This is a genomic window from Pantoea sp. SJZ147 (assembly GCF_007828605.1).
Taxonomy (GTDB): Bacteria; Pseudomonadota; Gammaproteobacteria; order Enterobacterales; family Enterobacteriaceae; genus Pantoea; species Pantoea allii.
This window is the reverse complement of sequence record NZ_VIVB01000003.1, coordinates 29877-54210: the sequence shown is the minus strand read 5'-3', so window position 1 is coordinate 54210 and position 24334 is coordinate 29877. Positions and strand designations below refer to the sequence as shown.

The 24334-nt window shown below is 56.7% G+C and carries 23 protein-coding genes; 6 read left to right on the top strand and 17 right to left on the bottom strand.

The genetic code is table 11. The features are described from left to right. Nucleotides 1-589 precede the first annotated feature (589 nt). Nucleotides 590-1645, bottom strand: coding sequence for a DNA polymerase IV (gene dinB / locus FBY13_RS05495; protein ID WP_063878548.1), 1056 nt, complete (start codon nt 1643-1645; stop codon nt 590-592). Nucleotides 1646-1891: 246 nt separating this feature from the next. Between dinB and dpaA the strand changes: the two genes are divergently transcribed. Beyond that, complete coding sequence (dpaA, locus tag FBY13_RS05490; RefSeq protein ID WP_063878547.1) at nt 1892-2632, top strand: peptidoglycan meso-diaminopimelic acid protein amidase; 741 nt, start codon at nt 1892-1894, stop codon at nt 2630-2632. Here dpaA and FBY13_RS05485 read toward each other — a convergent pair. Next, nucleotides 2603-3370, bottom strand: a complete 768-nt coding sequence (locus FBY13_RS05485) for a class II glutamine amidotransferase (protein ID WP_063878546.1) — start codon at nt 3368-3370, stop codon at nt 2603-2605. The two genes, dpaA and FBY13_RS05485, sit on opposite strands and share 30 nt — an antisense overlap. A gap of 54 nt (nt 3371-3424) precedes the next feature. Further along, nucleotides 3425-4003, bottom strand: a complete 579-nt coding sequence (lpcA, locus tag FBY13_RS05480) for a D-sedoheptulose 7-phosphate isomerase (protein WP_063878545.1) — start codon at nt 4001-4003, stop codon at nt 3425-3427. A gap of 254 nt (nt 4004-4257) precedes the next feature. On the opposite strand from lpcA, the gene fadE reads away from it, so the two are divergent. Continuing rightward, nucleotides 4258-6705 (top strand): acyl-CoA dehydrogenase FadE, encoded by a 2448-nt coding sequence (fadE, locus tag FBY13_RS05475; RefSeq protein WP_145393691.1) that lies wholly within the window; start codon nt 4258-4260, stop codon nt 6703-6705. 32 nt (nt 6706-6737) lie between these two features. On the opposite strand, the gene mtnK is transcribed toward fadE, so the two are convergent. Beyond that, entirely contained in the window at nt 6738-7937 is a 1200-nt protein-coding gene (mtnK, locus tag FBY13_RS05470) for an S-methyl-5-thioribose kinase (RefSeq protein ID WP_063878543.1), read from the bottom strand. Between the two features lie 137 nt (nt 7938-8074). Between mtnK and mtnA the strand changes: the two genes are divergently transcribed. Next, nucleotides 8075-9097, top strand: a complete 1023-nt coding sequence (mtnA, locus tag FBY13_RS05465; protein WP_145393690.1) for an S-methyl-5-thioribose-1-phosphate isomerase — start codon at nt 8075-8077, stop codon at nt 9095-9097. A gap of 52 nt (nt 9098-9149) precedes the next feature. Here mtnA and FBY13_RS05460 read toward each other — a convergent pair whose 3' ends face one another. From FBY13_RS05460 to FBY13_RS05450, 3 genes are read right to left on the bottom strand one after another with little or no spacing between them, the layout of a single operon-like run. Then, on the bottom strand, nt 9150-9692 hold the full coding sequence (locus tag FBY13_RS05460; RefSeq protein ID WP_145393689.1) for an acireductone dioxygenase: 543 nt from the start codon (nt 9690-9692) through the stop codon (nt 9150-9152). Between the two features lies 1 nt (nt 9693). Beyond that, nucleotides 9694-10377, bottom strand: a complete 684-nt coding sequence (mtnC, locus tag FBY13_RS05455; protein ID WP_145393688.1) for an acireductone synthase — start codon at nt 10375-10377, stop codon at nt 9694-9696. Continuing rightward, entirely contained in the window at nt 10374-10988 is a 615-nt protein-coding gene (locus FBY13_RS05450) for a methylthioribulose 1-phosphate dehydratase (protein WP_063878540.1), read from the bottom strand. Before FBY13_RS05450 ends, mtnC begins: the two co-directional genes overlap by 4 nt. 115 nt (nt 10989-11103) lie before the next feature. Here FBY13_RS05450 and FBY13_RS05445 point away from each other — a divergent pair, with 115 nt between their 5' ends. Further along, entirely contained in the window at nt 11104-12264 is a 1161-nt protein-coding gene (locus FBY13_RS05445; protein WP_145393687.1) for a pyridoxal phosphate-dependent aminotransferase, read from the top strand. Beyond that, the gene (locus FBY13_RS05440) at nt 12252-13025 is read left to right on the top strand and encodes an amidohydrolase (RefSeq protein ID WP_145393686.1); all 774 of its coding nucleotides are present in this window, start codon (nt 12252-12254) and stop codon (nt 13023-13025) included. Before FBY13_RS05445 ends, FBY13_RS05440 begins: the two co-directional genes overlap by 13 nt. Before the next feature lie 37 nt (nt 13026-13062). Here the strand turns inward: FBY13_RS05440 and katG are convergent, their stop codons facing one another. From katG to hpxU, 10 genes are all read right to left on the bottom strand, one after another. Then, complete coding sequence (gene katG / locus FBY13_RS05435; protein WP_145393685.1) at nt 13063-15258, bottom strand: catalase/peroxidase HPI; 2196 nt, start codon at nt 15256-15258, stop codon at nt 13063-13065. 136 nt (nt 15259-15394) lie between these two features. After that, nucleotides 15395-15730 (bottom strand): hydroxyisourate hydrolase, encoded by a 336-nt coding sequence (gene uraH / locus FBY13_RS05430; RefSeq protein ID WP_145393684.1) that lies wholly within the window; start codon nt 15728-15730, stop codon nt 15395-15397. Continuing rightward, complete coding sequence (gene uraD, locus FBY13_RS05425; protein WP_063878535.1) at nt 15727-16221, bottom strand: 2-oxo-4-hydroxy-4-carboxy-5-ureidoimidazoline decarboxylase; 495 nt, start codon at nt 16219-16221, stop codon at nt 15727-15729. The genes uraH and uraD overlap by 4 nt, the downstream gene beginning before the upstream one ends. Further along, nucleotides 16222-17475, bottom strand: a complete 1254-nt coding sequence (gene hpxK / locus FBY13_RS05420; protein ID WP_145393683.1) for an allantoate amidohydrolase — start codon at nt 17473-17475, stop codon at nt 16222-16224. Continuing rightward, nucleotides 17472-18707, bottom strand: coding sequence for an alanine--glyoxylate aminotransferase family protein (locus FBY13_RS05415; RefSeq protein WP_145393682.1), 1236 nt, complete (start codon nt 18705-18707; stop codon nt 17472-17474). Before FBY13_RS05415 ends, hpxK begins: the two co-directional genes overlap by 4 nt. Nucleotides 18708-18728: 21 nt before the next feature. Next, nucleotides 18729-19460 carry an amino acid ABC transporter ATP-binding protein gene (locus FBY13_RS05410; protein WP_014592994.1) on the bottom strand — a complete coding sequence of 244 codons (732 nt, stop codon included), beginning with the start codon at nt 19458-19460 and terminating at the stop codon, nt 18729-18731. Beyond that, nucleotides 19441-20097 (bottom strand): amino acid ABC transporter permease, encoded by a 657-nt coding sequence (locus FBY13_RS05405; RefSeq protein WP_186440796.1) that lies wholly within the window; start codon nt 20095-20097, stop codon nt 19441-19443. The genes FBY13_RS05410 and FBY13_RS05405 overlap by 20 nt, the downstream gene beginning before the upstream one ends. Then, complete coding sequence (locus FBY13_RS05400) at nt 20097-20762, bottom strand: amino acid ABC transporter permease (protein WP_063878532.1); 666 nt, start codon at nt 20760-20762, stop codon at nt 20097-20099. The genes FBY13_RS05405 and FBY13_RS05400 overlap by 1 nt, the downstream gene beginning before the upstream one ends. A gap of 10 nt (nt 20763-20772) precedes the next feature. Continuing rightward, a complete protein-coding gene (locus FBY13_RS05395) occupies nt 20773-21558 on the bottom strand; it encodes a transporter substrate-binding domain-containing protein (protein WP_063878531.1) in 786 nt (261 codons plus the stop codon). 191 nt (nt 21559-21749) lie between these two features. Next, nucleotides 21750-22589: a MurR/RpiR family transcriptional regulator HpxU gene (gene hpxU, locus FBY13_RS05390; RefSeq protein ID WP_063878530.1), complete on the bottom strand. Its 840-nt coding sequence runs from the start codon at nt 22587-22589 to the stop codon at nt 21750-21752. Between the two features lie 156 nt (nt 22590-22745). Here hpxU and FBY13_RS05385 point away from each other — a divergent pair, with 156 nt between their 5' ends. Continuing rightward, nucleotides 22746-24332 (top strand): gamma-glutamyltransferase family protein, encoded by a 1587-nt coding sequence (locus tag FBY13_RS05385; protein ID WP_145393680.1) that lies wholly within the window; start codon nt 22746-22748, stop codon nt 24330-24332. The last annotated feature ends 2 nt before the right edge of the window (nt 24333-24334 follow it).

Below are 24334 nucleotides of genomic sequence, written 5' to 3'. Positions count from 1 at the left end.
CATCCGGACGGTCCGTCAGGCCGCAGTGAGTGACGAAGGGACAGCGACGGCTGCCGGACGCCGGGATTGTTAAGGGGCTGGCGCGAGCCCCTTAACCCGACCGCCTGCTCGGACAGGCTGAAACTCCCCGACGCCTGGCGGGCGGAACCTGCACAGTGCAAAACGGTATACCACCGCCTCGCAGGCAGAACCAAACCAAAGGAGGAATAAGCCCTCACAGGCGGGGGTTTGCTGGAGGCATCCGGTGCGCTGAGGAGAGAACGGAGGCCAGGACGGCGCGGCAGGGATGCCGCGACGAGGACGGCTGCGCCACGGAGGGCGCATCCGGACGGTCCGTCAGGCCGCAGTGAGTGACGAAGGGACAGCGACGGCTGCCGGACGCCGGGATTGTTAAGGGGCTGGCGTGAGCCCCTTAACCCGACCGCCTGCTCGGGCAGGCTGAAACTCCCTGCCGCCTGGCGGGCGGAACATACTCAGTGCAAAACCATAACGCCCAGCCGGGCAGAATATGCTCAATGCAAAACCGCATCGCCCGGGCCAGCCGGGCAGAACCAGAGCAAACCCCATCCCCGCCAACGGCGGAACTCCCCTATAATCCCAGCAGCAGTTGCCGCTCCAACTGCGGGTCCACCAGCGTCACATGCAATCCCACCAGCCGCACGCCGCGTCCAGCCCGGCGCTCATCCCAGGTTTTACGCGCCACGGCAATCATGTCGTCTTTATTCAGCACCGGCCAGACATGCTCCTGGGTCGTCTGCTGAAAGTCACTGAACTTCAGTTTCACGCCCTGACGCGCAATATGCTTATCGGGCCGTATCTGAGTTAAGCGCCGATCAAGCTCGGCATAGAGGTAATCAATAATCTCCAGGCAGCGTTCCCAACTGTCGATATCGTCAGCCAGCGTGCGCTCAACGCCCAGCGATTTACGTTCGCGTTCAACCACCACACCGCGTTCATCAATACCGTGGCTGCGCTCCCATAAGATCCGACCAAATTTACCGAAGCGCTTAAGCAGTAACGCCAAATCGGCTTTTTGCACATCGCCGCAGGTATGTAATCCCAGCTCTTCCAGCTTTTTTGCCGACACTTTTCCCACACCGGGAATTTTCGCCAACGGCAGCGCCAGTAAAAAATCAGACATCTGTGCAGGGGTAATGACAAACTGGCCATCAGGCTTGTTTAAGTCAGAAGCGATTTTGGCGAGAAATTTAATCGGTGCGATGCCCGCAGAGGCCGTGAGTTGGGTTTCCCGATAGATAGTGGCGCGGATTTCCTGGGCGATCAGCGTAGCTGATCCCTGACAGTGCGTGCTGTCGGTGACATCCAGATAGGCTTCATCCAGCGAAAGTGGCTCAATAAGGGAGGTAAAGCGTGAAAAGATGGCGCGAATCTGGCTGGATGCCTCTTTGTAAACTTCGTAGCGCCCGGGTAATAAACGCAGATGAGGACATAGCTTCAGTGCCATGCCCGTGGGCATCGCACTGCGCACGCCATATTTGCGTGCCGGATAGTTAGCGGTACTGATCACCCCGCGCCGATCGCGGCTGCCGCCAATCGCCATGGGAATATCGCGCAATGAAGGGTCATCACGCATTTCCACTGCGGCAAAAAAGCAGTCCATATCGACATGAATGATCTTACGCATCGCCCCTCCAGCACTGGATAAGTATACAGTCCAAAGAGGCTTGTGCAATATTTCTTGCAGTTGCTAACAAACTTTACAAATTTTCGGCGCTATTCCGTCAAAGAAATGGACATTTTGCTCTGCGCTGTATTGCTAAAAAAACACACAATGTTTAATGTTGCGCTGCGGTAGCGGAAAGTTCCGATAATGCAAACAGAGGCGCACTTATCGCGCCGTTGTTCTTCTTCACTTCAAGGTGTACACAGCATGGGCAAAATCGCACTTCTGTTTGCGATGATTTTACTGCCAGCCCTCAGCATGGCAATGACTCCTGAGCCGGTTCAGCCACTAGCGCCGGTGAGCAAAGAATTAAAGAAACAGTTAATCGGTACGCCGGTTTATATTCAGATCTTCAAGGAAGAGCGTACCCTTGAGCTGTACGGCAAGATTGGCAACGAATATCGCTTGCTGGATACCTATCGCATCTGCAACTTTTCTGGCGGCCTGGGGCCAAAACGTCGTGAAGGCGATTTTAAAAGCCCGGAAGGTTTTTACAGCGTAAAAATGAATCAGCTAAAGCCGGACAGCCGTTTCTATCGCGCGATTAATATTGGCTTCCCCAATCAATACGATCGCGACCAGGGCTACAGCGGTAACTATTTAATGATTCATGGCGACTGTAAGTCTATCGGCTGCTATGCCATGACCAATGCCTATATGGATGAGATTTTCACCTATGTGAATGCGGCATTACGTAATGGTCAGCAGGAAGTGAATATTGCCATTTATCCGTTTCGCATGACCGACAGCAATATGCAGCGTCATCGCTATTCCACCTATGCGGATTTCTGGAAGCAACTTCAGCCCGGCTACACCTACTTTGCGCAGTATCATCAGCCGCCGACCGTGAATGTGACCAGCGGCAGATATGTGATGAACAGCAGCCCGGTGATCACCCAACCTGAAGCGGCATCCCAGTCATTCCTGGCGCTCTCCAAGGTAAAATAATGCCCATTCGCCTGGCACAATTCGGTGCCAGGTTTCATTTCCCGTCAGCGGTTGTGTGGCAATGACGGTCACTATATCGTTCGCGCTGGTGTGTTTCTGGAAATCAATCTCCACGTCCTGATCAAGCAGTTGCGCCCGACCAAAAGGTGCACGGCGGGTAATCCAAAACAGATTGGTTGAGCAGAATGCCATTAAGTAGCGACCATCCGACAGCAGCATATTAAATACGCCTTTCTGCCGTAGCTCACCCGCCAGTTCCCCAATGTAGCGAAAGACCGCAGGCCAGTTCCCCGGCGTGCGCGGATAGCGCGTGGCCAGCTTATGCAGAATCCAGCAAAATGCCTTCTCGCTGTCGGTTTCCCCTACCGGACGAAACGTCCCGGTCTCCAGTTGCCTGTAGCCTTTAAGCTGCCCGTTGTGTGCATAAGTCCAGTGACGGCCCCATAATTCCCGGGTAAACGGATGCGTATTCTCCAGGGAGACCGGTCCACGATTCGCCTGGCGAATATGTGCCACGACCGAATGAGATTTAATTGGATATTCCTGCACCAGACGCGCAATGGGGGAATTAAAACTCGGTAAGGGATCTTTAAAGGTGCGGCAGCCTTTATCTTCATAAAACGTAATGCCCCAGCCGTCTTTATGCGGCCCTGTTCCGCCGCCACGCTGCACCAATCCGGTAAAACTGAAACAAATATCGGTGGGAACATTGGCGCTCATCCCGAGCAATTCGCACATAGCAACCGCCTTATGTCAAAATGCCTCCTGTCGACCAGGAGGCCAGTCGTGCTGTTACCTGACCATCTCTTTTTCAATCAGCAGCATCAGGATATGGATCACTTTGATATGGATCTCCTGAATGCGATCAGCATAACCAAAATGCGGTACACGAATTTCAATGTCCGCGCTGCCCGCCATCTTACCGCCATCTTTGCCGGTCAGGGTGATCACTTTCATGCCCTGCGCGCGCGCGGCTTCAACAGCCTTGATGATATTGGCAGAGTTACCCGAGGTAGAGATCCCCAGCAGCACGTCGCCTGCGCGCCCTACCGCTTCAACATAACGGGAAAAAACGTGGTCATAGCCAAAATCGTTACTCACGCAGGAAAGATGGCTGACGTCTGAAATGGCAATAGCCGGGTATCCAGGACGATTTTCACGGTAGCGGCCGGTGAGTTCTTCCGCAAAATGCATCGCATCACAGTGAGAGCCACCGTTGCCGCAGGAAAGCACTTTGCCGCCCGCTTTAAAGCTGTCAGCCAACATCACCGCAGCCCGCTGGATGGTGTGAATGTTCGCGTCGTCACTCAGAAAGTTATTCAACGTCTCTGCAGCCTCGTTCAGCTCTGAACGAATAATGTCCTGATACATAGACTTGTCCTTTGTAGGGGAGGTTAATCGCAGCAAGTTTAACGGAATGGCTGACGCGCGCAAAGCACCACACAGCCAGATACCGCATGCCCAGCGTTTTTTCGCGCCTGCTGTTTTCATCCAACGCGCTGTTTGGCTGATTTTGTGAGTCAGGTTGTAATTGCGATGTAAAAAAATTGATAAATGCCAGCATCTGATTTACACCTCTACTCATAACAGGTCAGACCTCTTACTACTTAACGGAGCACTTCATTATGATGGTTGTCTCGATTCTTGCGACAGTGGTGCTAATTGGCGCGCTGTTTTATCACCGCCTCTCTCTGCCCCTCAGCAGCGCAATCCTCCTGCTGTGGACTGCAGCGATGGCGGCGGCCCACCTTTGGACGCCCTGGCTGCTGTTACCGCTGGCGATTATTCTGCTGCCACTGAACCTGACCAGCATGCGCCGCAAACTGTTTTCCCAACCGATGCTGCAACGCTTCCAGAAAGTGATGCCGCCAATGTCACGCACAGAGAAAGAGGCGATTGACGCGGGCACCACCTGGTGGGAAGGCGATCTGTTCCAGGGCAAACCCGACTGGCAGAAACTGCATAACTATCCACAACCGCGCCTGACACCGGAAGAGCAGGCCTTTATCGATGGCCCAGTGGAAGAAGCCTGCCGCATGGCAAATGATTTCCAGATCACCCATGAGCTGGCTGATATGCCGCCAGAACTGTGGGCATATCTGAAAGAGCACCGCTTCTTCGCCATGATCATCAAAAAAGAGTACGGCGGGCTGGAATTCTCTGCCTATGCACAGGCGCGCGTGTTGCAAAAACTGTCGGGCGTATCGGGTATTCTGGCGATTACCGTAGGCGTACCTAACTCACTCGGCCCGGGCGAACTGCTGCAACATTACGGTACGGAAAAACAGAAAGACCACTATTTACCGCGTCTGGCCCGGGGAGATGAAATTCCCTGTTTCGCGCTGACCAGCCCGGAAGCCGGTTCAGATGCCGGTGCGATTCCCGATACGGGTGTGGTCTGCATGGGCGAGTGGCAGGGCCAGCAGGTGCTGGGCATGCGCCTGACCTGGAACAAGCGCTATATCACGTTAGCCCCTATCGCTACCGTGCTGGGTCTGGCATTTAAACTCTCCGATCCAGAGCATTTGCTGGGCGAGAAAGAGGAACTGGGCATTACCTGTGCCCTGATCCCGACCAGCACGCCAGGTGTGGAAATCGGTCATCGCCACTTCCCCCTCAACGTGCCGTTCCAAAATGGTCCAACCCGTGGCAAAGACATTTTTGTTCCTATTGATTTCATCATTGGTGGCCCGGAAATGGCCGGTCAGGGTTGGCGGATGCTGGTGGAATGTCTGTCGGTCGGTCGTGGCATCACGCTGCCGTCAAACTCAACCGGCAGCCTGAAAAGTGTGGCGCTGGCGACCGGTGCCTATGCTCACATCCGTCGTCAGTTCAAGTTGTCTATCGGCAAAATGGAAGGCATCGAAGAGCCGCTGGCACGAATCGCAGGTAATGCCTATGTGATGGACGCAGCCGCAACGCTGATTACCACCGGGATTATGCAGGGTGAGAAACCCGCCGTGCTGTCAGCCATTGTGAAATACCACTGTACCCACCGCGCCCAGCAGTCGATCATTGATGCTATGGATATCGCGGGCGGTAAAGGCATCATGCTGGGAGACAGCAACTTCCTGGCGCGTGCCTATCAGGGCGCACCTATCGCTATCACGGTGGAAGGCGCGAATATCCTGACCCGCAGCATGATTATCTTTGGTCAGGGCGCGATTCGTTGCCATCCTTATGTCCTGCAGGAAATGGCTGCCGCTGCCAGCAACGATGTTGCGGCCTTTGATAAAGCGCTGTTCAGCCATATTGGTCACGTAGGCAGCAATGCGATGCGCAGCCTGTGGCTGGGCCTGCTTGGCGGGCGCACCAGCGCTGCGCCTACCCGCGATGCTACGCGTCGCTATTATCAGCACATGAACCGCATCAGTGCCAACCTGGCGTTGCTGTCAGATGTCTCTATGGCGGTGTTAGGCGGCAGTCTGAAGCGTCGCGAACGCATGTCCGCCCGTCTGGGTGATGTGCTGAGCCAGCTCTATCTGGCGTCTGCCACCCTGAAACGTTATGACGATGAAGGGCGTCACGAGGCGGATTTACCGCTGGTGCAGTGGGGCGTGCAGGATGCGCTGAATAAGGCAGAAAAAGCCATGGACGATCTGCTGAGCAACTTCCCGAATCGTCTGGTGGCTGGGGTGATCCGACTGGTGGTGTTCGCCGGTGGTCAGCACTGCCCTGCTCCATCCGATCGCCTTGACCATAAACTGGCAAAAATGCTGCAGGTGCCTTCCGCAACGCGCTCGCGCCTGGGTCGCGGTCAGTATCTGGAACCGAGCCAGCATAACCCAGCAGGTCAGTTAGAGCAGGCACTGCAGGATGTGATGGCGGCAGAAGTGATTCACGACCGCCTGTGCAAACAGCATAAAAAACACTTCTCGTTCACACGACTCGATGCACTGGCAAAACAGGCGCTGGAGAAGGGCTGGATTGACGACAAAGAAGCAGAGGTGTTGAAACGCGCCGAGCAGAGCCGTCTGCGTTCCATTAACGTGGATGAGTTTGAGGCTGATGCGCTGGCCGTTCCGGCCAAGCAGGCTGCCTCTAAGCCCGCCCTCCCCAGCGAGGCGGCATAATCCATCAGGCCGACATCATGTCGGCCTTTTTTTTACCCTGCCTGACGAATGCGGGCAATCAATGCTTCGACATCCTCAACGTGCCCGGCGGCCAGAATCAACGTGCGGCCCAACGTAATCGCATTACGAATGCAATCGGTGCGCATCTCATCATCCCGGATAAGTTTCATGTCCGCCACGTGCGACATGCCCACCGTCCGACGGATCAACTCAGTGCCACAGTAACCAATGGTATCCGCCCAGACTTTACGCAGAAACGCCTGGGCATAGCCCGGATAAGCCATGGCCACATCCTGCGTCTTGCTTTCTGCCAGCGCCAGGAAACGTGCTGCGAACGTATTCCACACATCACGCACATCGCTAAGGCGCTGCTCGCGGGCATCAACGGCTTCGCGCGGTGCCAGCAGACCGGGCAAACCGCAGTAATTAATCAGCAGATTACCCAGCGCGGTGCCAACATCGAAGCCGATCGGCCCAAAATAGCCAAACTCAGCGTCGATCGCTTTGAGGCTCCCGTCAGCCACAAAAATGGAGCCGCTGTGGATATCCCCATGCAGTAAGGCTTCGGCATGGCTAAAGAAACGGTGTTTAAGCCCGGCAACGGCAATACGCAACGCGTCGTCGGTGCGCAGTGAGGCGACCAGCGGCTCCAGCGCTTCAGGATAGCTGTTGCGCTCATGGTCAGTGTAGGGATCGTTGAAGAACAGGTCCTCGGTGATTTCGCACAGTTCCGGGTTGATAAAGCGCGCCACTTCGGCTTTTTTATGGTGCGGGTGCAGAATAAAGTCTGAGGTATGGAACAGCGTCTGGGCCAGGTATTCACCCAACTGACGAGGTGCTTCAGGATAGTACGCGCCTTTGACCAGCTCACTGCGCCAGATTTGGTGGCTGGAGAGATCTTCCATCACCATCACCGCCAGTTCCGCATCGTAATGCGTCACGTTGACCGTGTGCTGAGGGCAATATTTGTAGTGCTCAACCAGGGTTTGCGCCTCAATGCGGGCGCGATCGAGCGTTAACGGCCATGACTCACCGACACAACGCACGTAGGGTAGCGCCTGCTTGACCACCACGCGGCTTTTCCCCTGATTGTCGTAAATCTTGAAGACCAGATTGAGGTTACCATCGCCGATCTCTTCCGCGCTGCATAAAACAGAAGGATCATCCATGCCGCCAAACGTTTTGGCATATTCCACAGCGTCAGCTGCAGTGAATGTACGGTATTGCGACATTGACCTTTCCTCATCAACAAACGCCGGTGCAAGCCGGACCTGATTAATCTTTCGTAATAAGCCGTTCAGACGTCTATACATCCGTTAAGCATGTTGGCACAATATCCGCCATTAACGCAACATGGAATTCACCAAGAATGCAGACATTCCAAACCACCAGCTTACAGGTTCGCAACAACCAGCTCTGGATACTGGATCAACAGGCCCTGCCACAGCAACAAAACTGGCTGCCTGCCCATTCGGTCGCGCAGTTGGTTGAACACATTCATGCGCTGCGGGTACGCGGCGCCCCTTTAATTGGCTTGTCTGCCTCGCTGCTGCTGGCGCTACTGGCGGAACAAGGTGAAACGCGCGAGCAGCTGGCGCAGTCACTGGCGATCCTGCGCGCCGCCCGCCCGACCGCGGTCAACCTGATGAATAACCTGGACAGGATGAAGCAGGCGCTGGAAAAACCTGAAAGGGTGGCGAGCCTGGTGGACGAAGCGCTGCGTCTGGTTAATGAAGACAAACAGCTCTGTGAGCGCATCGCTGAAGCCGGAAGCGTGCTGGTCAAACCCGGAAGCCAGCTGTTAACCCACTGCAATACCGGTGGCCTGGCTACCGCGGGCGTCGGCACAGCACTGGGTGTTATCGCGCGCGCGCATCAGCAGGGCAAGGTTCGTAACGTTTGGGTCGATGAAACGCGCCCTTTGTTGCAAGGCGGACGCTTAACGGCGTGGGAACTCGGCGAGCTCGGCGTGCCCTATCATCTGATTACCGACGCGATGGCCGCCAGCCTGATGGCGGCGGGCAACGTCGATGCCATCTGGGTCGGTGCCGATCGCATTGCTGCCAATGGCGACGTTGCCAATAAGATTGGCACCTACAGCCTGGCGGTGCTGGCGCACTATCACGGTATTCCCTTTTACGTTGCCGCCCCGCATACCACGCTGGATCGCCTGTGTCCGACGGGGTCAGCCATTCCTATCGAACAGCGTGCCGCCAGCGAAGTCACCGGCGTTGCTGGCAGCTTCGGTAGCGTGCAGTGGGCGCCTGCAGATGCCCGGGTATACAATCCGGCCTTCGACGTCACGCCAGCGGCGCTTATCAGCGGTTGGGTACTGGATACGGGCGTGGTCACCCCACAGCAGGTTCAGGATGGCCTCTTTCAGTCACAGTGACGAGCGATGCTGCTTCCGCCAGGAAGCAGCACGCTTAACGATACCGGCTTACTTACGCCAGTCGTGGATAGGCATCTGCAATCTTGTCGCCGGTGAAATTGGCAATCCAGCCTTCCTGGTTATCAAAAATGCGGATCGCAGTGAAGTGCGGGGACGATCCCATATCAAACCAGTGCGGTGTGCCAGCAGGTACCGAGATCAGGTCGTTCTTTTCGCACAGGATCTGCAAAATTTCACCGTCGAGGTGCAGACAGAACAGCCCTGCGCCCTCGACAAAGAAACGAACTTCATCTTCGCCGTGCGTGTGTTCCGACAGGAATTTCTGGCGCAGAACGTCCTTCTGCGGGTTATCGGCGCGCATGCTGATCACGTCCCAGCTCTGATAACCTTTCTCGGCCACCAGGCGATCAATGGCATGCTGATAAGCGTTGATAACCGTTTCCGCATCCGGGTTTGCCCCCAGATCGCGGTCGGCCTGCCAGCGTTCAAAACGGACGTCTTTGGCATTCAGCCGCGCGCGAATCGCTTCGGCATCGGTGCTGTGCCATATCGGCTGGCTGGGATCGCTATCGCTAAAAATGGTCAGTGCACTCATCTCAAATCGACTCCGGGTTAATCTGGGAAAAATTAGTGACCTGACGATGATGGCTGTCATCATCTGCCGCGTCACGAATCAGCTGCAGCGTGTGCCAGCCGGCCTGCTCTGCTGCGTCCAGCTCCTGATGAATATCAGAAAGAAACAGCAGTTGATCAGCCGGCAAGCCTGTTTGCGCGGCGATGTTCTGATACGACGTCATCTCGCGCTTGGCACCTACGTGAGTATCAAAGTAGCCGCTGAACAAACCAGTAATATCACCTTCATCGCTGTAGCCAAATAACAATTTCTGCGCGGCAACCGAGCCAGAGGAATATATATATAATTTAATACCTTGCGCGTGCCAGGCCGTGAGCGCAGGCAGTACGTCAGGATAAAGATGTCCGGTGAAACTGCCGTTCAGGTAGCCTTCTCGCCAAATCATCCCCTGCAGCGCCTTTAAACCGGTCGATTTGCGATCCGCATCCATGTAAGAAAACAGAATATCAATGACGCCGTTTATATTGGCATCGGGTTGCCCCGCTTCGGCACGCACCGCGTTCAGCGCCTGTTGCACGTCAGTCTGCGCCTGATGCTGGCGAACATAGTCCGCCAGATGCGCACGGGCATAGGGAAACAGAACGTTGTGTACAAAGCGGATATCGCTGGTGGTGCCTTCAATATCGGTAACAATGGCCTTTATCATGCTTTCTCCAGCAGGCGACGTTGGCGCTCGCATTCAAATAAAAATTCCAGACCTTCCAGATGGCGACGGGCTTCAGCGACGTCTTTGCCCCAGCAGGTCAGGCCGTGTCCACGCAGCAGAAAGCCATAGCGCAACGGAAAGCGGGCAGCATAATCCTCGATCTCTGACGCCAGCGCCGCCACATCCTGGCTGTTGTCGAATACTGGAATCGCCACGGTAGTGTCATGCGTCGTCTGGCCGCTCAGCGACTTTTGCATCTCATAACCGTACAGCAACAAGGCCGCGCCCTGCTCAACCCGGGACAACACCGTGGCGTTCACCGTGTGCGTGTGCAACACCGCGCCCGCCTCCGGAAACAACCGGTAAATCAGTGTATGCAGCGCGGTCTCCGCCGAAGGTTTGCGCCCCGAAGGCGCCTGACAGGTGGCAATCTCGACCTGGATAAAATCGTCGCGCGTCAGGCTGCCTTTATCTTTGCCCGACTCACTCAGCAGGCAAAAATGAGCATCCTGACGCACCGACATATTGCCGCCGGTGGCCGGTGCCCAGCCCTTCGCGCCTATCCAGTGACAGGCTTCCACCAGGTTTTCTACTGCAGATGAATCGGACATCATCGTTCCTTTTAGCCGTCTAAGCGTCTTGATTGCCAAATACTAGCATCCTGTTTATAGTGGCATCAACTAAGGGTTTCTCCGCTACCGTTTTTGCGCGTAAGGCTACCTAATCATGACGCAGTCCAACCTGACGCCCGAGAGCAAACTGCCTGCACTCGGCACAACGATATTCACGCAAATGAGCGCGCTGGCACAGCAGCATAATGCCATTAATCTTTCCCAGGGGTTTCCGGATTTTGACGGTCCGTCTTACCTGCAGGAGAGGCTGGCTTACCATGTCAGCCAGGGCGCGAATCAGTATGCGCCCATGACCGGCGCGCAACCGCTTCGCGAAGCTATTGCGGATAAAACCGCCGCGCTCTACGGCTATCGCCCCTGCGTTAATGACGATATCACCGTGACGGCAGGCGCGACAGAAGCGCTTTATGCCGCCATCACCGCCCTGGTGCGGCCCGGTGACGAAGTGATCTGTTTCGATCCCAGTTACGACAGCTATGCGCCTGCGGTGGAGCTGGCAGGCGGCATGCTGAAACGCATCACGTTGCAGCCGCCGTTGTTCGCGGTTGACTGGTCGGCGTTCTCCGCGCTGTTAAGTGACAAAACCCGCCTGGTCATTTTAAACACGCCACATAATCCTTCAGCCAGCGTCTGGCACCAGGCGGACTATGCCGCGTTGTGGCAGGCTATCTCTGACCGGGAAATCTACGTGCTGAGCGATGAAGTCTATGAGCACATCTGCTTTGCCGAGGCAGGCCATGCCAGCGTGCTGGCCCATCCCGCGTTGCGCCAGCGTGCAATTGCGGTGTCATCCTTTGGTAAAACCTTTCACATGACCGGCTGGAAAGTGGGCTATTGCGTTGCGCCTGCCGCTATTAGCGCCGAGATCCGCAAGATCCATCAATACCTGACGTTTTCCGTGAACACGCCGGCTCAACTGGCGATTGCCGATATGCTGCGCCAGCATCCAGAGCACTACCGCGAACTTCCCGATTTTTATCGCGCGCGCCGTGATCGGTTGATGCAGGCGCTGAGCAGCAGTCGGTTCCGCCTGTTGCCGTGCGAAGGCACCTATTTTCTGCTGATGGACTACAGCGCGATTTCCGATCTGAACGACGTGGCGTTTTGCCAGTGGCTGACGCGCGAAGTGGGCGTCGCGGCGATTCCCCTTTCGGTGTTTTGTGCCGGACCTTTCCCCCACAAACTCATCCGGCTGTGCTTTGCGAAACAGGAAGCCACACTCGATGCAGCAGCGGAGCGGTTATGTCGACTTTAGCGATAACGCTGCTACAGGAGCCCCTGACGTGGATGGATGGCGAGGCCAACCTGCGCCATTTCGATCGGATCTTAGCCAACCTCACGCAACGGGATGTGATTATTCTGCCGGAAATGTTTACCACCGGCTTTGCGATGGAAGCCGCCCAGTCGGCGCTACCGCAGGCGCAGGTGGTCGAGTGGTTGGGACAACATGCGCGACGCTGTGATGCGCTGGTGGGCGGCAGCGCCGCCATTCATACCGCGGAGGGCGCCGTAAACCGTTTTCTGCTGGTTGAGCCGGATGGCACGTTGCATCAGTATGATAAACGTCACCTGTTTCGCATGGCTGACGAGCAGCATCACTATATTGCCGGTAAGGCACGCACGGTGATTCAGTGGCGCGGCTGGCGTATTTTGCCGCAAATCTGTTATGACCTGCGTTTTCCGGTGTTCTCGCGTAACCGGGATGATTACGATCTGGCGCTGTATGTCGCTAACTGGCCGGCACCGCGCAGCCTGCACTGGCAGGCGTTGCTGCTGGCACGGGCGATTGAGAATCAGGCATTTGTTGCAGGCTGCAATCGCGTGGGCAGCGATGGCAATCAGCACGAGTACAGTGGGGACAGTCGGATTATTTCGCCACAGGGCGAGATTCTGGCGGCAGGTGAATCCTGCCAAGCAGGCAGCGTTGATGCCGCGTTATCGCTGTCAGACCTGCGGGCATACCGCGAAAGGTTTCCGGCCTGGCGCGATGCTGATGGCTTTACGCTAACGGAATGACGTCACCCCCGGACAGGCCGGGGGTGATTCAGGATTACTACAGGTCGAAACGATCCAGATTCATCACTTTCGTCCAGGCCGCCACGAAGTCAGTAACAAACTTCTGTTTTGCGTCGCTGCTGGCATAAACTTCTGCCAGAGCACGCAGAATGGCGTTGGAACCGAACACCAGATCGGCACGCGTCGCGCTGAATTTCACCGCTCCGTTCTGACGATCGCGGCCTTCGAAGATCTCTTCACTGCCGTCAGTCGCACGCCATGCGGTGCGCATATCCAGCAAATTCACAAAGAAATCGTTACTCAGGACGCCCACTCGGTCGGTAAACACGCCGTGATGGCTGCCGTCAAAGTTGGTGCCCAGTACACGTAAGCCACCCACCAGCGCGGTCAGCTCTGGAGCACTCAGCGTCAGCTGCTGCGCTTTGTCCAGCAACAGGGTTTCTGTCGATGAACCACCCTGTACGCGACGGTAGTTACGGAAACCATCGGCCAGCGGTTGCAGCACGTTAAAGGATTCCACATCGGTTTGATCCTGACGCGCATCCACACGGCCTGGGATAAACGGCACCTGTGCGGCAACGCCTGCTGCGGCTGCGGCCATTTCGATACCGACGCTGCCCGCCAGTACGATCACATCAGCCAGCGAAGCCTTACCGGATTCCTGCTGAATCTGCTGCAGTTTAGGTAATACCTCGTTAACCACGCTGGCGTTTACCGCCCAGCTATTCTGTGGTGCCAGCGCCAGACGGGCACCGTTAGCGCCACCACGTTTGTCACCGCCCCGGAAGGTCGATGCAGACGCCCAGGCAACAGACACCAGCTGGCTGACCGTCAGGCCCGACGCAGCGATTTTCGCTTTCAGTTCGCTGATATCGCCTGGCGTCGGCTGATGCGTAGGCTGCGGTAACGGGTCCTGCCACAGTAAATCTTCCTTTGGCACTTCAGGACCGATGTAGCGCGCTTTTGGCCCCATATCACGGTGGGTCAATTTGAACCAGGCGCGGGCAAAGGCTTCGTTAAAGGACTGCGGATCGTTCAGGAAACGGCGAGAAATCTTCTCGAACTCGGGGTCGAAACGTAACGTCAGATCCGTCACCAGCATGGTCGGCTTGCGCTTTTTCGCCGGATCGAACGGGTCCGGAATAATGTCGTCGGCATTGACTGCTTCATACTGAATAGCACCGGCCGGGCTGTGCGTTTTTACCCATTCGTATTTGAACAGGTTCTCGAAGAAGTAGTTGCTCCACTGCGTTGGTGTCTGCGTCCAGACCACTTCAAGACCCGAGGTAATCGCATCTGCACCCACGCCGCTACCATGGTTATTGCTCCAGCCAAAGCCCTGCGCTTCGATAGGTGAGGCTTCAGGATCGACGCCCACGTGGCTCGCAGCGGCGGCACCGTGGGTTTTACCCAGGGTGTGACCACCCGCAATCAGCGCGACGATCTCTTCATCGTTCATGCCCATGTTGCCGAAGGTGGCGCGAATAGCAGGCGCGGCAGAGGCCGGATCGCCACTGGCGTTGGGGCCTTCCGGGTTGACATAAATCAGGCCCATTTCTGTGGCGCCCAGTGGCGCATTCGCCAGGCTTTCTGGATGGCGATGTGCCAGCCACTCGGTTTCATGACCCCAGTCCACGTCCATATCCGGTTCCCAGACGTCTTCGCGACCGGCACCAAAACCGAAGGTACGGAAACCTGAGTTTTCCAGCGAGACGTTGCCGGCGAGGATATAGAGGTCGGCCCAGGAGATTTTCTGGCCGTATTTCTGTTTCACCGGCCACAACAGGCGACGGGCTTTATCAAGGCTGACGTTATCTGGCCAGGAATTCAGCGGGGCAAAGCGCTGTTGACCACGACCTGAACCCCCACGGCCGTCGATGGTGCGGTAAGTACCGGCACTGTGCCAGGCCATACGGATAAACAAGCCAATGTAGGTGCCCCAGTCGGCAGGCCACCAGGATTGGGAGTCGGTGAGCAACGCCCGGATGTCGGCTTTCAGCGCAGCATAGTCCAGCTTGCTGAATTCTTCGCGATAGTTAAAGTCTTCGCCGAGGGGATTTGAACGATTGGAATGCTGGTTCAGCAGGTCCACGCGCAGCATATTTGGCCACCAGTCGCGATTGCTGGTGCCACTACCGGCTCCGCGAGCCAGAACGCTTTCTTCTTCCGATTTACCGTGATGAAAGGGACATTTTCCTGAAGCGGCTACATCATTATCTTTTGGCGTGCTCATTATCGGCTCCGTTGCCTTCACATTGTCATCCTTAAGATAACCCTGGTGTTAGCAAGAATATATTCGGATGGGCCGAAGGTTTTGATAGCCGATAGCTCTCAAGCGCAGCGGAAAAGTGCCACGCCTGATAACCCCGTCAGCTGCCGCGATAGGTAGACCAGCTCCAGGGCGAGATTAAAAATGGCAGATGGTAATGGCTGCCGCTTGCAGCAATCACGAAATCGATTTGCGCACTGACGTACAGCGCATCCCGTCCGATCACGCGAAAGTAGTCGCCAATCGCCGCCGTCAGGCGGTAATGGCCTGGCGCGATCGGCTCTGGCGTCAAGTCCTTGAGGCGACCATCGCCGTCGGTGACGCCGCTGGCATAAGCTGACCAGCCTTGTGCCGTGCTCTGTTCCAGCAAGATTGCCACGTCAGCCGCGGGTTTCCCCAGCGCGGTATCCAGAATATGGGTGCTGATTGTGCTCATGAAAAACTCTCCTTAAGCCGTAGCAGGGTGATCTCACGCAGCTGTTCCAGCGCTTCTTGCTGCTCGGTTTCGTGGTCGTTGTCCAGCCGCCGTGTGAGTTCGTCCAGCAGGTTTTGCGCGCTGCGCCCTTTTGCCCGGATCAGAAATACCCGATTAAAACGCGCCTCATAAGCCTGATTTCCCCGCAGCATTGCCTGCTGCAGCCCGTCGTCCGCCTGGTGCATGGCGGCTTGTTCACTGCGCGATAAACATTTTTCAATACCGTTGCCCTGCACCTTGTCACCGATTCGCGGATGCGCCGACAGGGCAAAATTGAGGTCTTCTGTCTGCCAGTCAGCTGTCAGCCGTTGTGCTTCGGCAATCAATGCCTCAAGGCTGTGAAAGGGGCGCGCCGCCACCATCGCCTGCTGCCAGCGTGGAATCGCGACGCAGTGCGACAGCGCAAGCTGAGCGGCGGCGTCGGGTAACTGATTAAAGGTGACGAGATCCATTTAGTGCTGCTCCGCAAGGTGGCAAACGGCCTGCAAATAAGCCTGAACGGCTGGGCCGACATCTGCTTCCTTAACCGATTCCGCCGGATGATGGCTAATGCCGCGATGGTTGCGCACAAACAGCATCCCTACCGGCCAGCGTTCCGCAATCGCGATAGCATCATGGCCTGCGCCGCTGGGCAGTGCCAGACTGCGCCCCTGTACGGTTTCAATCGCGTGGCTCAGCGCCTGCTGTAACCTCGCATCGCAGGCCGTCGCCGCAATGCGGTAATATTCATTAGACGTAAAGGTCAAACCCCGACGCAGCGCAATGGCTTCCGCCTGGGTCAGTAACGTGGACAGCAGCGACTCAAGCGGCGCGTCCTCCGGCCCACGCACATCGAGCGACAGGTTCACCTCGCCCGGAATAACGTTGACCGCGCCCGGTGCACAGCTAAGCGTGCCTACCGTTGCCACTAACTGCCCCGGTTGTTCGCGCGTCGTGTGTTCAATAAATACCATCCATTCTGCCGCCGCCGCCAGGGCATCTTTACGGTGGTTCATCGGCACCGTACCGGCATGTCCGGCTTCGCCCGTAAAGCTGCAGTTCAGGCGGCGGGCACCGTTGATCGCTGTGACAACGCCCAGCGCGAGATCGTCCTGCTCCAGGCAAGGTCCCTGCTCGATGTGCAACTCCAGATAGGCCACGATATCGCTGACGGCACGCGCAGCACGCGGGATCTGGGTAGCATCCAGTCCCACATCGCGCATCGCCTGAGAAACGGTAATGCCGTTGCCATCCGGATGCGTTGGCCAGCTGTCGGGCCAGGTACCGGTAATACCACGACTGCCGAGTAAGGTGATGCCAAAACGCGTGCCCTCTTCATCACCAAAGCCGATGACTTCAATCGCCAGCGGCAGGCGACGCTGATGGTCGCTCAGCCACTGCACGGTTTCGATGGCGCTCAGTACGCCAAGCATCCCGTCGTAGCGGCCCGCATTGCGGACCGTGTCCAGGTGCGAACCCAATAACAGCGCCGGGGCACCGGGCTGGGCGGCCTCATAACGACCGCAAATATTGCCGACGGCATCCTGCCAGACCGTCATGCCGGCGGCCTGCATCCATTCGCCGACGCGCGCATTGGCTCGCAGGTGCTCTGGTGACAGGTAAACCCGAGTCAGCCCCTGATCGCTTTCACTGATCTCAGCCAGCGCGTCACAGCGCGCCATGATACGCCGGGCGGCAATCTGAGCCTCGCTGGCATTCATCATCATGCATGGCTCCCGTAGTGATCCCAGGCGGCCTGCGAACCGGCACCCTGTGGCGCACGGTAGCCCACGTGCGCCAGTACCATTTCCAGCGCCGCCAGGGTTTGCATCACGCAATCTTTACGGGCGTTGTAACCCATGGTGCCAATGCGCCAGACTTTGCCGTGCAGCGGGCCAAAAGAAGTACCGATTTCAATGCCGAAATCCTCCAGCATCAGTTTACGGACCTGATCGCCATTGACGCCCTGTGGAATCACCACGCCTAAAACGTTACTCATCTTGTTACTGAGATCGCCAAAGGTTTCCAGCCCCATTCCCTGAATGCCTTTTAGCATGGCTTCGCCGTGCAGTTTGTGGCGCGCAATACCGTTATCCAGGCCTTCCTGCAGGATCAGACGCGCACATTCGCGCGCGCCAAACAGCGCGCTGGTGGCTTCAGTATGGTGATTGAGCCGTTCCGGGCCCCAGTAATCTATGATCATGCCGAGATCGAAATAGTTGGAGTAGATCATCTCGTCGTCGCCATCCTGATGCGCGTCGGTGCGAATCCCCTGCTCCACGCATTTACGCTTGCGGATCACCGCCGCCATTTCATCGCTCAGGGTGACGGGCGAGGTACCCGACGGACCGCCCAGGCACTTCTGCATACCTGCGGACACGGCATCCAGTCCCCATGCATCGGTTTCCAGCGCATTTCCCGCCAGCGACGCGGTGGCATCGGTGTAAAACAGCACGCCATATTTTTTGCAGATTGCGCCCAGCTCAGCCAGCGGCTGCAGCATGGTGGTGGAGGTGTCGCCCTGCACGGTCAGCAACAGGCGCGGTTTGACTTTTTTGATGGCGTCTTCGACCTGATCTGGCGTGAAGACCTCGCCCCATGGAACGTCAATCGTGTGCACCTCGGCACGGCAGCGGCGGGCAATTTCGCACAGCAGATGGCCGAAACGCCCAAACACCGGCACCAGCACTTTATCGCCGGGGCGAATTGTCGACAGCAGAATCGCCTCAATACCGGCGCGGGAAGTACCGTCGATCAGCAGCGTCCAGCGGTTTTCCGTGCGAAACACGCCGCGATACAGCGCCATCACTTCATTCATATAGTGCGTCATCGCCGGATCGTATTGTCCGAGCAGTTGGCTCGACATCGCACGCAGCACGCGCGGATCGGCATTGATGGGGCCAGGCCCCATTAACAGACGCTGAGGTGGATTAATTTGTGGAAATTGAGAGATATCCATAATGAATTCCTTGTTAAGCACTCAAAGACGCACAGAGGAAATAAACTGCTTTAGCTCCGCCGTCTGCGGAGAGGCGAACAACGTTTTACTGTCGCCCTGCTCCCAGACGCGCCCCTGATGCATAAAGACCACACGATCGCCCACGTCGCGGGCGAAGTTCATTTCATGGGTGACGAGAATCAAGGTCATGCCTTCTGCGGCAAGCTGCTCCAGCACTTTCAGCACTTCGCCGACCAGTTCAGGGTCCAGCGCAGAAGTAATCTCATCACACAGTAATACGCGGGGTTCCATGGCCAGCGCGCGGGCAATGGCAACGCGCTGCTGCTGACCGCCAGACAAACTGGAAGGGTAATAATCCAGTCGCTCGCCCAGCCCCACTTTTTCCAGCATACGGGCCGCCAGTTCCCGGCACTCCGCCTGACTTTTTTTCAGTACCCGACGCGGTGCCAGCATGACGTTTTCCAGCGCCGTCATATGCGGGAACAGGTTGAAGTTCTGAAACACCATGCCCACTGAACGGCTGATTTCCCGCGCCTGAGAATCACGGTCGGTAATCGTCATGCCGCCCAGCTTAATGCTGCCATCCTGATAGCCTTCCAGCCCGTTCATGCAGCGCAATAACGTACTTTTACCTGAACCGCTGCGGCCGATAATGGAGATCACTTCTCCCATATCGATATCCAGATCCACGCCTTTAAGAACATGGTTGGTGCCGTAATACTTCTGGACCTGATTAATGGTAATGAGCGGCATTAAATTTTTTCTCCAGATACTGGCTGTAACGCGACAGCGGATAACACAGCAGGAAGTAGCCCAGTGCGACCAGCCCAAAGACTTTAAAAGGCTGATAGGTCACGTTATTCAGAATGGTGCCGGCCTTGGTCAGCTCGACAAACCCGATAATCGACGCCAGGGCCGTGCCTTTAATCACCTGCACCGCAAATCCCACCGTCGGGGCGATAGCAATGCGAATCGCCTGCGGCGCGATCACCCGCGTCAGCGTCTGGCCAAAACCAAGCCCGAGGCAGCGTGATGCTTCCCACTGTCCTTTGGGCAGGGCCTGAATACTGCCGTGCCAGATATCCAGCAGAAATGCGCTGGTATAAAAGGTCAGCGCCAGCGATGCGGCGGTCCAGGGGGCAACGTCAATGCCGAACAGCCCTACGCCAAAAAAAGCCAAAAACAGCTGCATCAGCAGCGGCGTGCCCTGAAACAGTTCGGTATAGGCACGAATCACCCGCGTCAGCCATTTACGCTTTAACAGGCGTAAAAACAGCAGAGGTAACGTGACGAGCGTGCCGCCTAAAAAGGCCACCAGCGACAGGGCGATCGTCCAGCGTGCTGCCAGCAGCAGATTGCGCAGGATGTCCCAGTCAGTAAAGGTTGTCATCATGCCTGCACTCCCAGCCATTTGCGGCCAATCGCCAGCAACAGCTGACGCATCACAATCGACAACGCCAGATAGATCAACGTGGTCACCGAATAGACTTCAAAACTCAAAAAGGTGCGCGACTGAATCAGGTTGGCGGCGAACGTCAGCTCCTCGTAAGAGACCTGGGAGACGACCGACGATCCCAGCATCACAATGATGCACTGACTCACCAGCGCCGGATAAATTCGCTGCAGCGACGGTGGCAACACCACGCGCAGAAACGTCTGACTGCGCGTCAGGCCCAGCACCCGTCCGGCTTCCCACTGCCCTTTTGGCGTGACCTGAATACCGGCACGGATGATTTCTGTACTGTAGGCACCAAGGTTGACCAACATGGCCAGCAAGGCCGCTTCACCGGCTGTCAGCTTAAGCCCCAGATTGGGCAAGCCGAACACAATAAAAAACAGCTGCACCACAAACGGCGTGTTGCGTATCAGTTCAACATAAAGGCCCCACAGGCGACTTGGCCAACTGGGTTTACCACTGCGAAGCGCCGCGCCGATGATACCGATGCTGACGCCGCCGACCGTGGCCAGCACGGTTAACTGGATCGTCACCCACAGGCCGGAGAGTAACTCCGGCCAGTACGGCCACAATGCAGGGAAATTAAGTTGCCCGGTCATTGCTCCGTCCTTATGCGCCCAGGTTGGCTGGCAGCGGCGCTTTCAGCCACTCTTGGGATAATTTATTCAGCGTGCCGTCTTTGATCGCCTGGTCAATCAGCGTATTCACTTTGTCTTTCAGCGCAGGTTCGTCTTTCTTCAGCCCGATATAGCACGGTGAGTCTTTCAGCATGAACTGCGCAACAGGGGCTTTAGCCGGGTTCTGACGCGTAATGGCGGCGACCACCAGGTTACCCGTTGCCACATACTGCACCTGACCAGAGAGATAGGCAGATAAGGTGGTGTTGTTATCTTCGTAACGTTTCACCTGCGCATCCTTAGGGGCCACCTCGCTCAGAACCATATCTTCTACTGCGCCACGGGTGACGCCGACAGATTTACCGCTCAGCGCCGCCGCATCTTTCAGATGTTCGCCTTTGGGACCAAAAACGCCCAGGAAGAACGGCGCATAAGCCCGGCTAAAATCAATCACCTTTTCGCGTTCGGGATTTTTCCCCATGCTGGAGATGACTAAATCGACTTTATCTGTTTGCAGGTAAGGTACGCGGTTCGCGCTGCTGACCGGCACCAGCTGCAACTTAAGTTTCATCTGTTTGGCCAGATACTTTGCCATGTCGATGTCATAGCCCTGGGGTTGCAGATCGGTCCCTACTGAGCCAAACGGTGGAAAATCCTGGGGGATCGCCACCCGCAGTACGCCGCGTTTCTGGATATCCTGCAGTTGATCGGCCAGCACGTTGCCCGCCTGCACCATCAGTACTGCCGCTGCTGCGACCGCCATCAAAACTTTTTTCATTATGCACCCCGGTGAGATTATGTGAAACAAAAGATTCTTATAGCTGGCATTCTGCAACTAATGTGCCAACGCGGTTGCACGATTAAAAAAGCGGATGAAGGGCAAAGAGAAGGCATTAGTGGTGATGAGGCAGATCCCGAGCGGCCTCGGGAGACGATCCAAAAAGGGGCAAAGCACCAAAATGGTGCCTGTTAACGGTGCTCCAGCTCGTCAAGCTGGTGATAAAGATCGGCGATATGATGGATGCGCTGGCGTCCGTCTGACAGCAATTCATGCAGCAAGGCATTGGCAAGCAGGTTCACCAGGCTCATGGCCGATGCGTAGCTGTCAAAGGCTGAAACGCTGTCCAGCGGGGCGCAAAACTGCCAGCGCGCCAGGGAAATCACGCTCTGCGCCTGGGGCTCACACAGCGCCAGTACAGGGATTCCCGCGCTTTGCAGCTGCTGCATCAGCGGTTGGATAATGCGGGTACGCCGTCGAAAAGCGATGACCACCACCATATCGTCGGGCGTAATATCCACCAGATCTTCGGCCAGCGTCTGTCCCGGCTGGGGCAGAATATGCACCTGCGAACGCGTCTGTATCAGCTGCTGGCGCAGGTGCAGCGCCACCGGATAGGCGTTACGCATACCAACGATATAGATACGTTTAGCCTGTGCCAGCTGGGCAATGACTTCAGTAAACTGCTGGGCATCGATGCTGTTCACCCACTGTGTAAGATTGGCCATCTCTTGCTTGTAATGGCGCGACAGTAAGGTATTGCCCTGCACCGCATCCCGGTTATCCGTCAGCGGCATACCGCTCTGGCGCAGGGTACGCAACTCATCACGCATATCTTTGTATTTGTCATAACCGAGCCGCCTGAACAGCCGACTGACCGTGGCTTTTGACACGCCGCTCAGGCGCGCCAGCTCGGCACTGTTATAGCTAATCAGATCGTCGAAATGGTCAAAGATAAAATCGGCAATGCGCTGCTCTTGCGGCGAAAGCTGGGGATAATGCGTTTTGAGCCTTTCATCAAGCTGTTTCATTCAGGTCCTGTAACTTTTGTTTCAACCGCGGGGTTTGACAGAAGCTAGCATAATTTGGGCCAGGTAAACCTGTCCAGAGACGTTGCGGTGATAAAAACTGGAACGGCTCTTGCTTAGTTATTTGCTCTGTACCCTGAATAACACAATGAGAAGAGCATGATTCAGAGCAATATGGCCCCGCTGGGCATGGCGGTAACGCCTCATCATCTGGCCAGTGAAAGTGCGCTGGCAGTGCTACGCGACGGCGGCAATGCGATTGAGGCAATGGTCGCCGCCGCCGCCACGATCGCTGTCGTGTATCCGCATATGAACGGCTTGGGTGGCGATGGCTTCTGGCTGATTATGCCGGGCAAAGGCGACCCGATCGCTATCGACGCCAGCGGCAGAGCCGGTTCTCTCGCAACCATCGACTTCTATCAGGGTGAAACACAGATTCCACACCGCGGGCCCAAAGCGGCATTGACCGTGGCAGGCACAGTGAGCGGCTGGCACGAGGCGTTAACGCTGTCAGCCGAGCTCGGTGGCACATCCCTGTCTCTGCCACGATTACTGCGTGACGCCGTGCGTTATGCGGCAGATGGCATTCCGGTTACGGCCTCACAGGCGGCGGCGACTCGCAGCAAGCGTGAAGAGTTACAGCATCAACCCGGCTTTTCCGCTCTGTTTTTGCCCGATGGCGATGTCCCGGCGGAAGGCAGCCGTTTTACCCAACCCGATCTGGCCCGCACGCTGAGTCTGCTGAGTGAAGAAGGGCTGGAAAGCTTTTATCGTGGCACGCTGGCGCATCATCTGGCAGGCGAAATGGTTAATCTGGGTATTCCTGTCACCCTGGCCGATTTACAGGAGCAACGTGCCCGCCGGGTCACGCCGCTGCATGTCAGCCATAGCGAAGGGGATATCTGGAATATCACGCCGCCGACGCAGGGGCTGGTTTCTCTGGCGATCCTGGGCATTACCGATCATCTGGATATGGCCAATGCCGATGAAGCGCAAACCATTCATCGCATCGTCGAAGCCACAAAAAAAGCCTTTGCTCTGCGCGATCGGCACATCACCGATCCCCGTCATGTGGTTGAAGATCTGCAGGCCCTGCTCGACAGCGATCAGCTCGCCACGATTGCCAGCCAGATTGACGATCACCGCGCTGCGCCGTGGGGAACCGGTCGTGGGCCTGGCGATACCGTCTGGATGGGCGTGATGGACAGTAGCGGGCTTTCCGTCTCCTTTATCCAAAGTATTTATCATGAATTTGGCAGTGGCGTAGTTCTGCCCGGCACCGGGATCGTCTGGCAAAACCGTGGGGCGGCTTTCAGCCTCGATCCCGATCATCTGCTGGCGCTGGCACCCGGCAAACAGCCTTTCCACACGCTCAATCCTGCCGCTGCGCGCCTGAAAGACGGTCGCACAATGGTCTATGGCTCGATGGGCGGCGACGGACAGCCTCAAACCCAGGCAGCGATTTTTACCCGGCATGTGATACAGGGAATGCCGCTTCAGCAGGCAGTGAGTGCACCCCGTTGGCTGCTGGGCCGTACGTGGGGACAGACCTCTGACTCCCTGAAGCTGGAGAGCCGTTTTGCGCCTGAGACGCTGGAGCAGTTACGCCAGCTAGGCCATGAGGTGGAGTCGCTTCCGGCATTCAGTGAGGCCGTCGGCCATGCGGGGGCCATTGTTCGTCACAACAACGGTATGTTCGAAGGCGCAAGCGATCCACGCAGCAACGGCAGCGCCGCCGGTTTCTGACA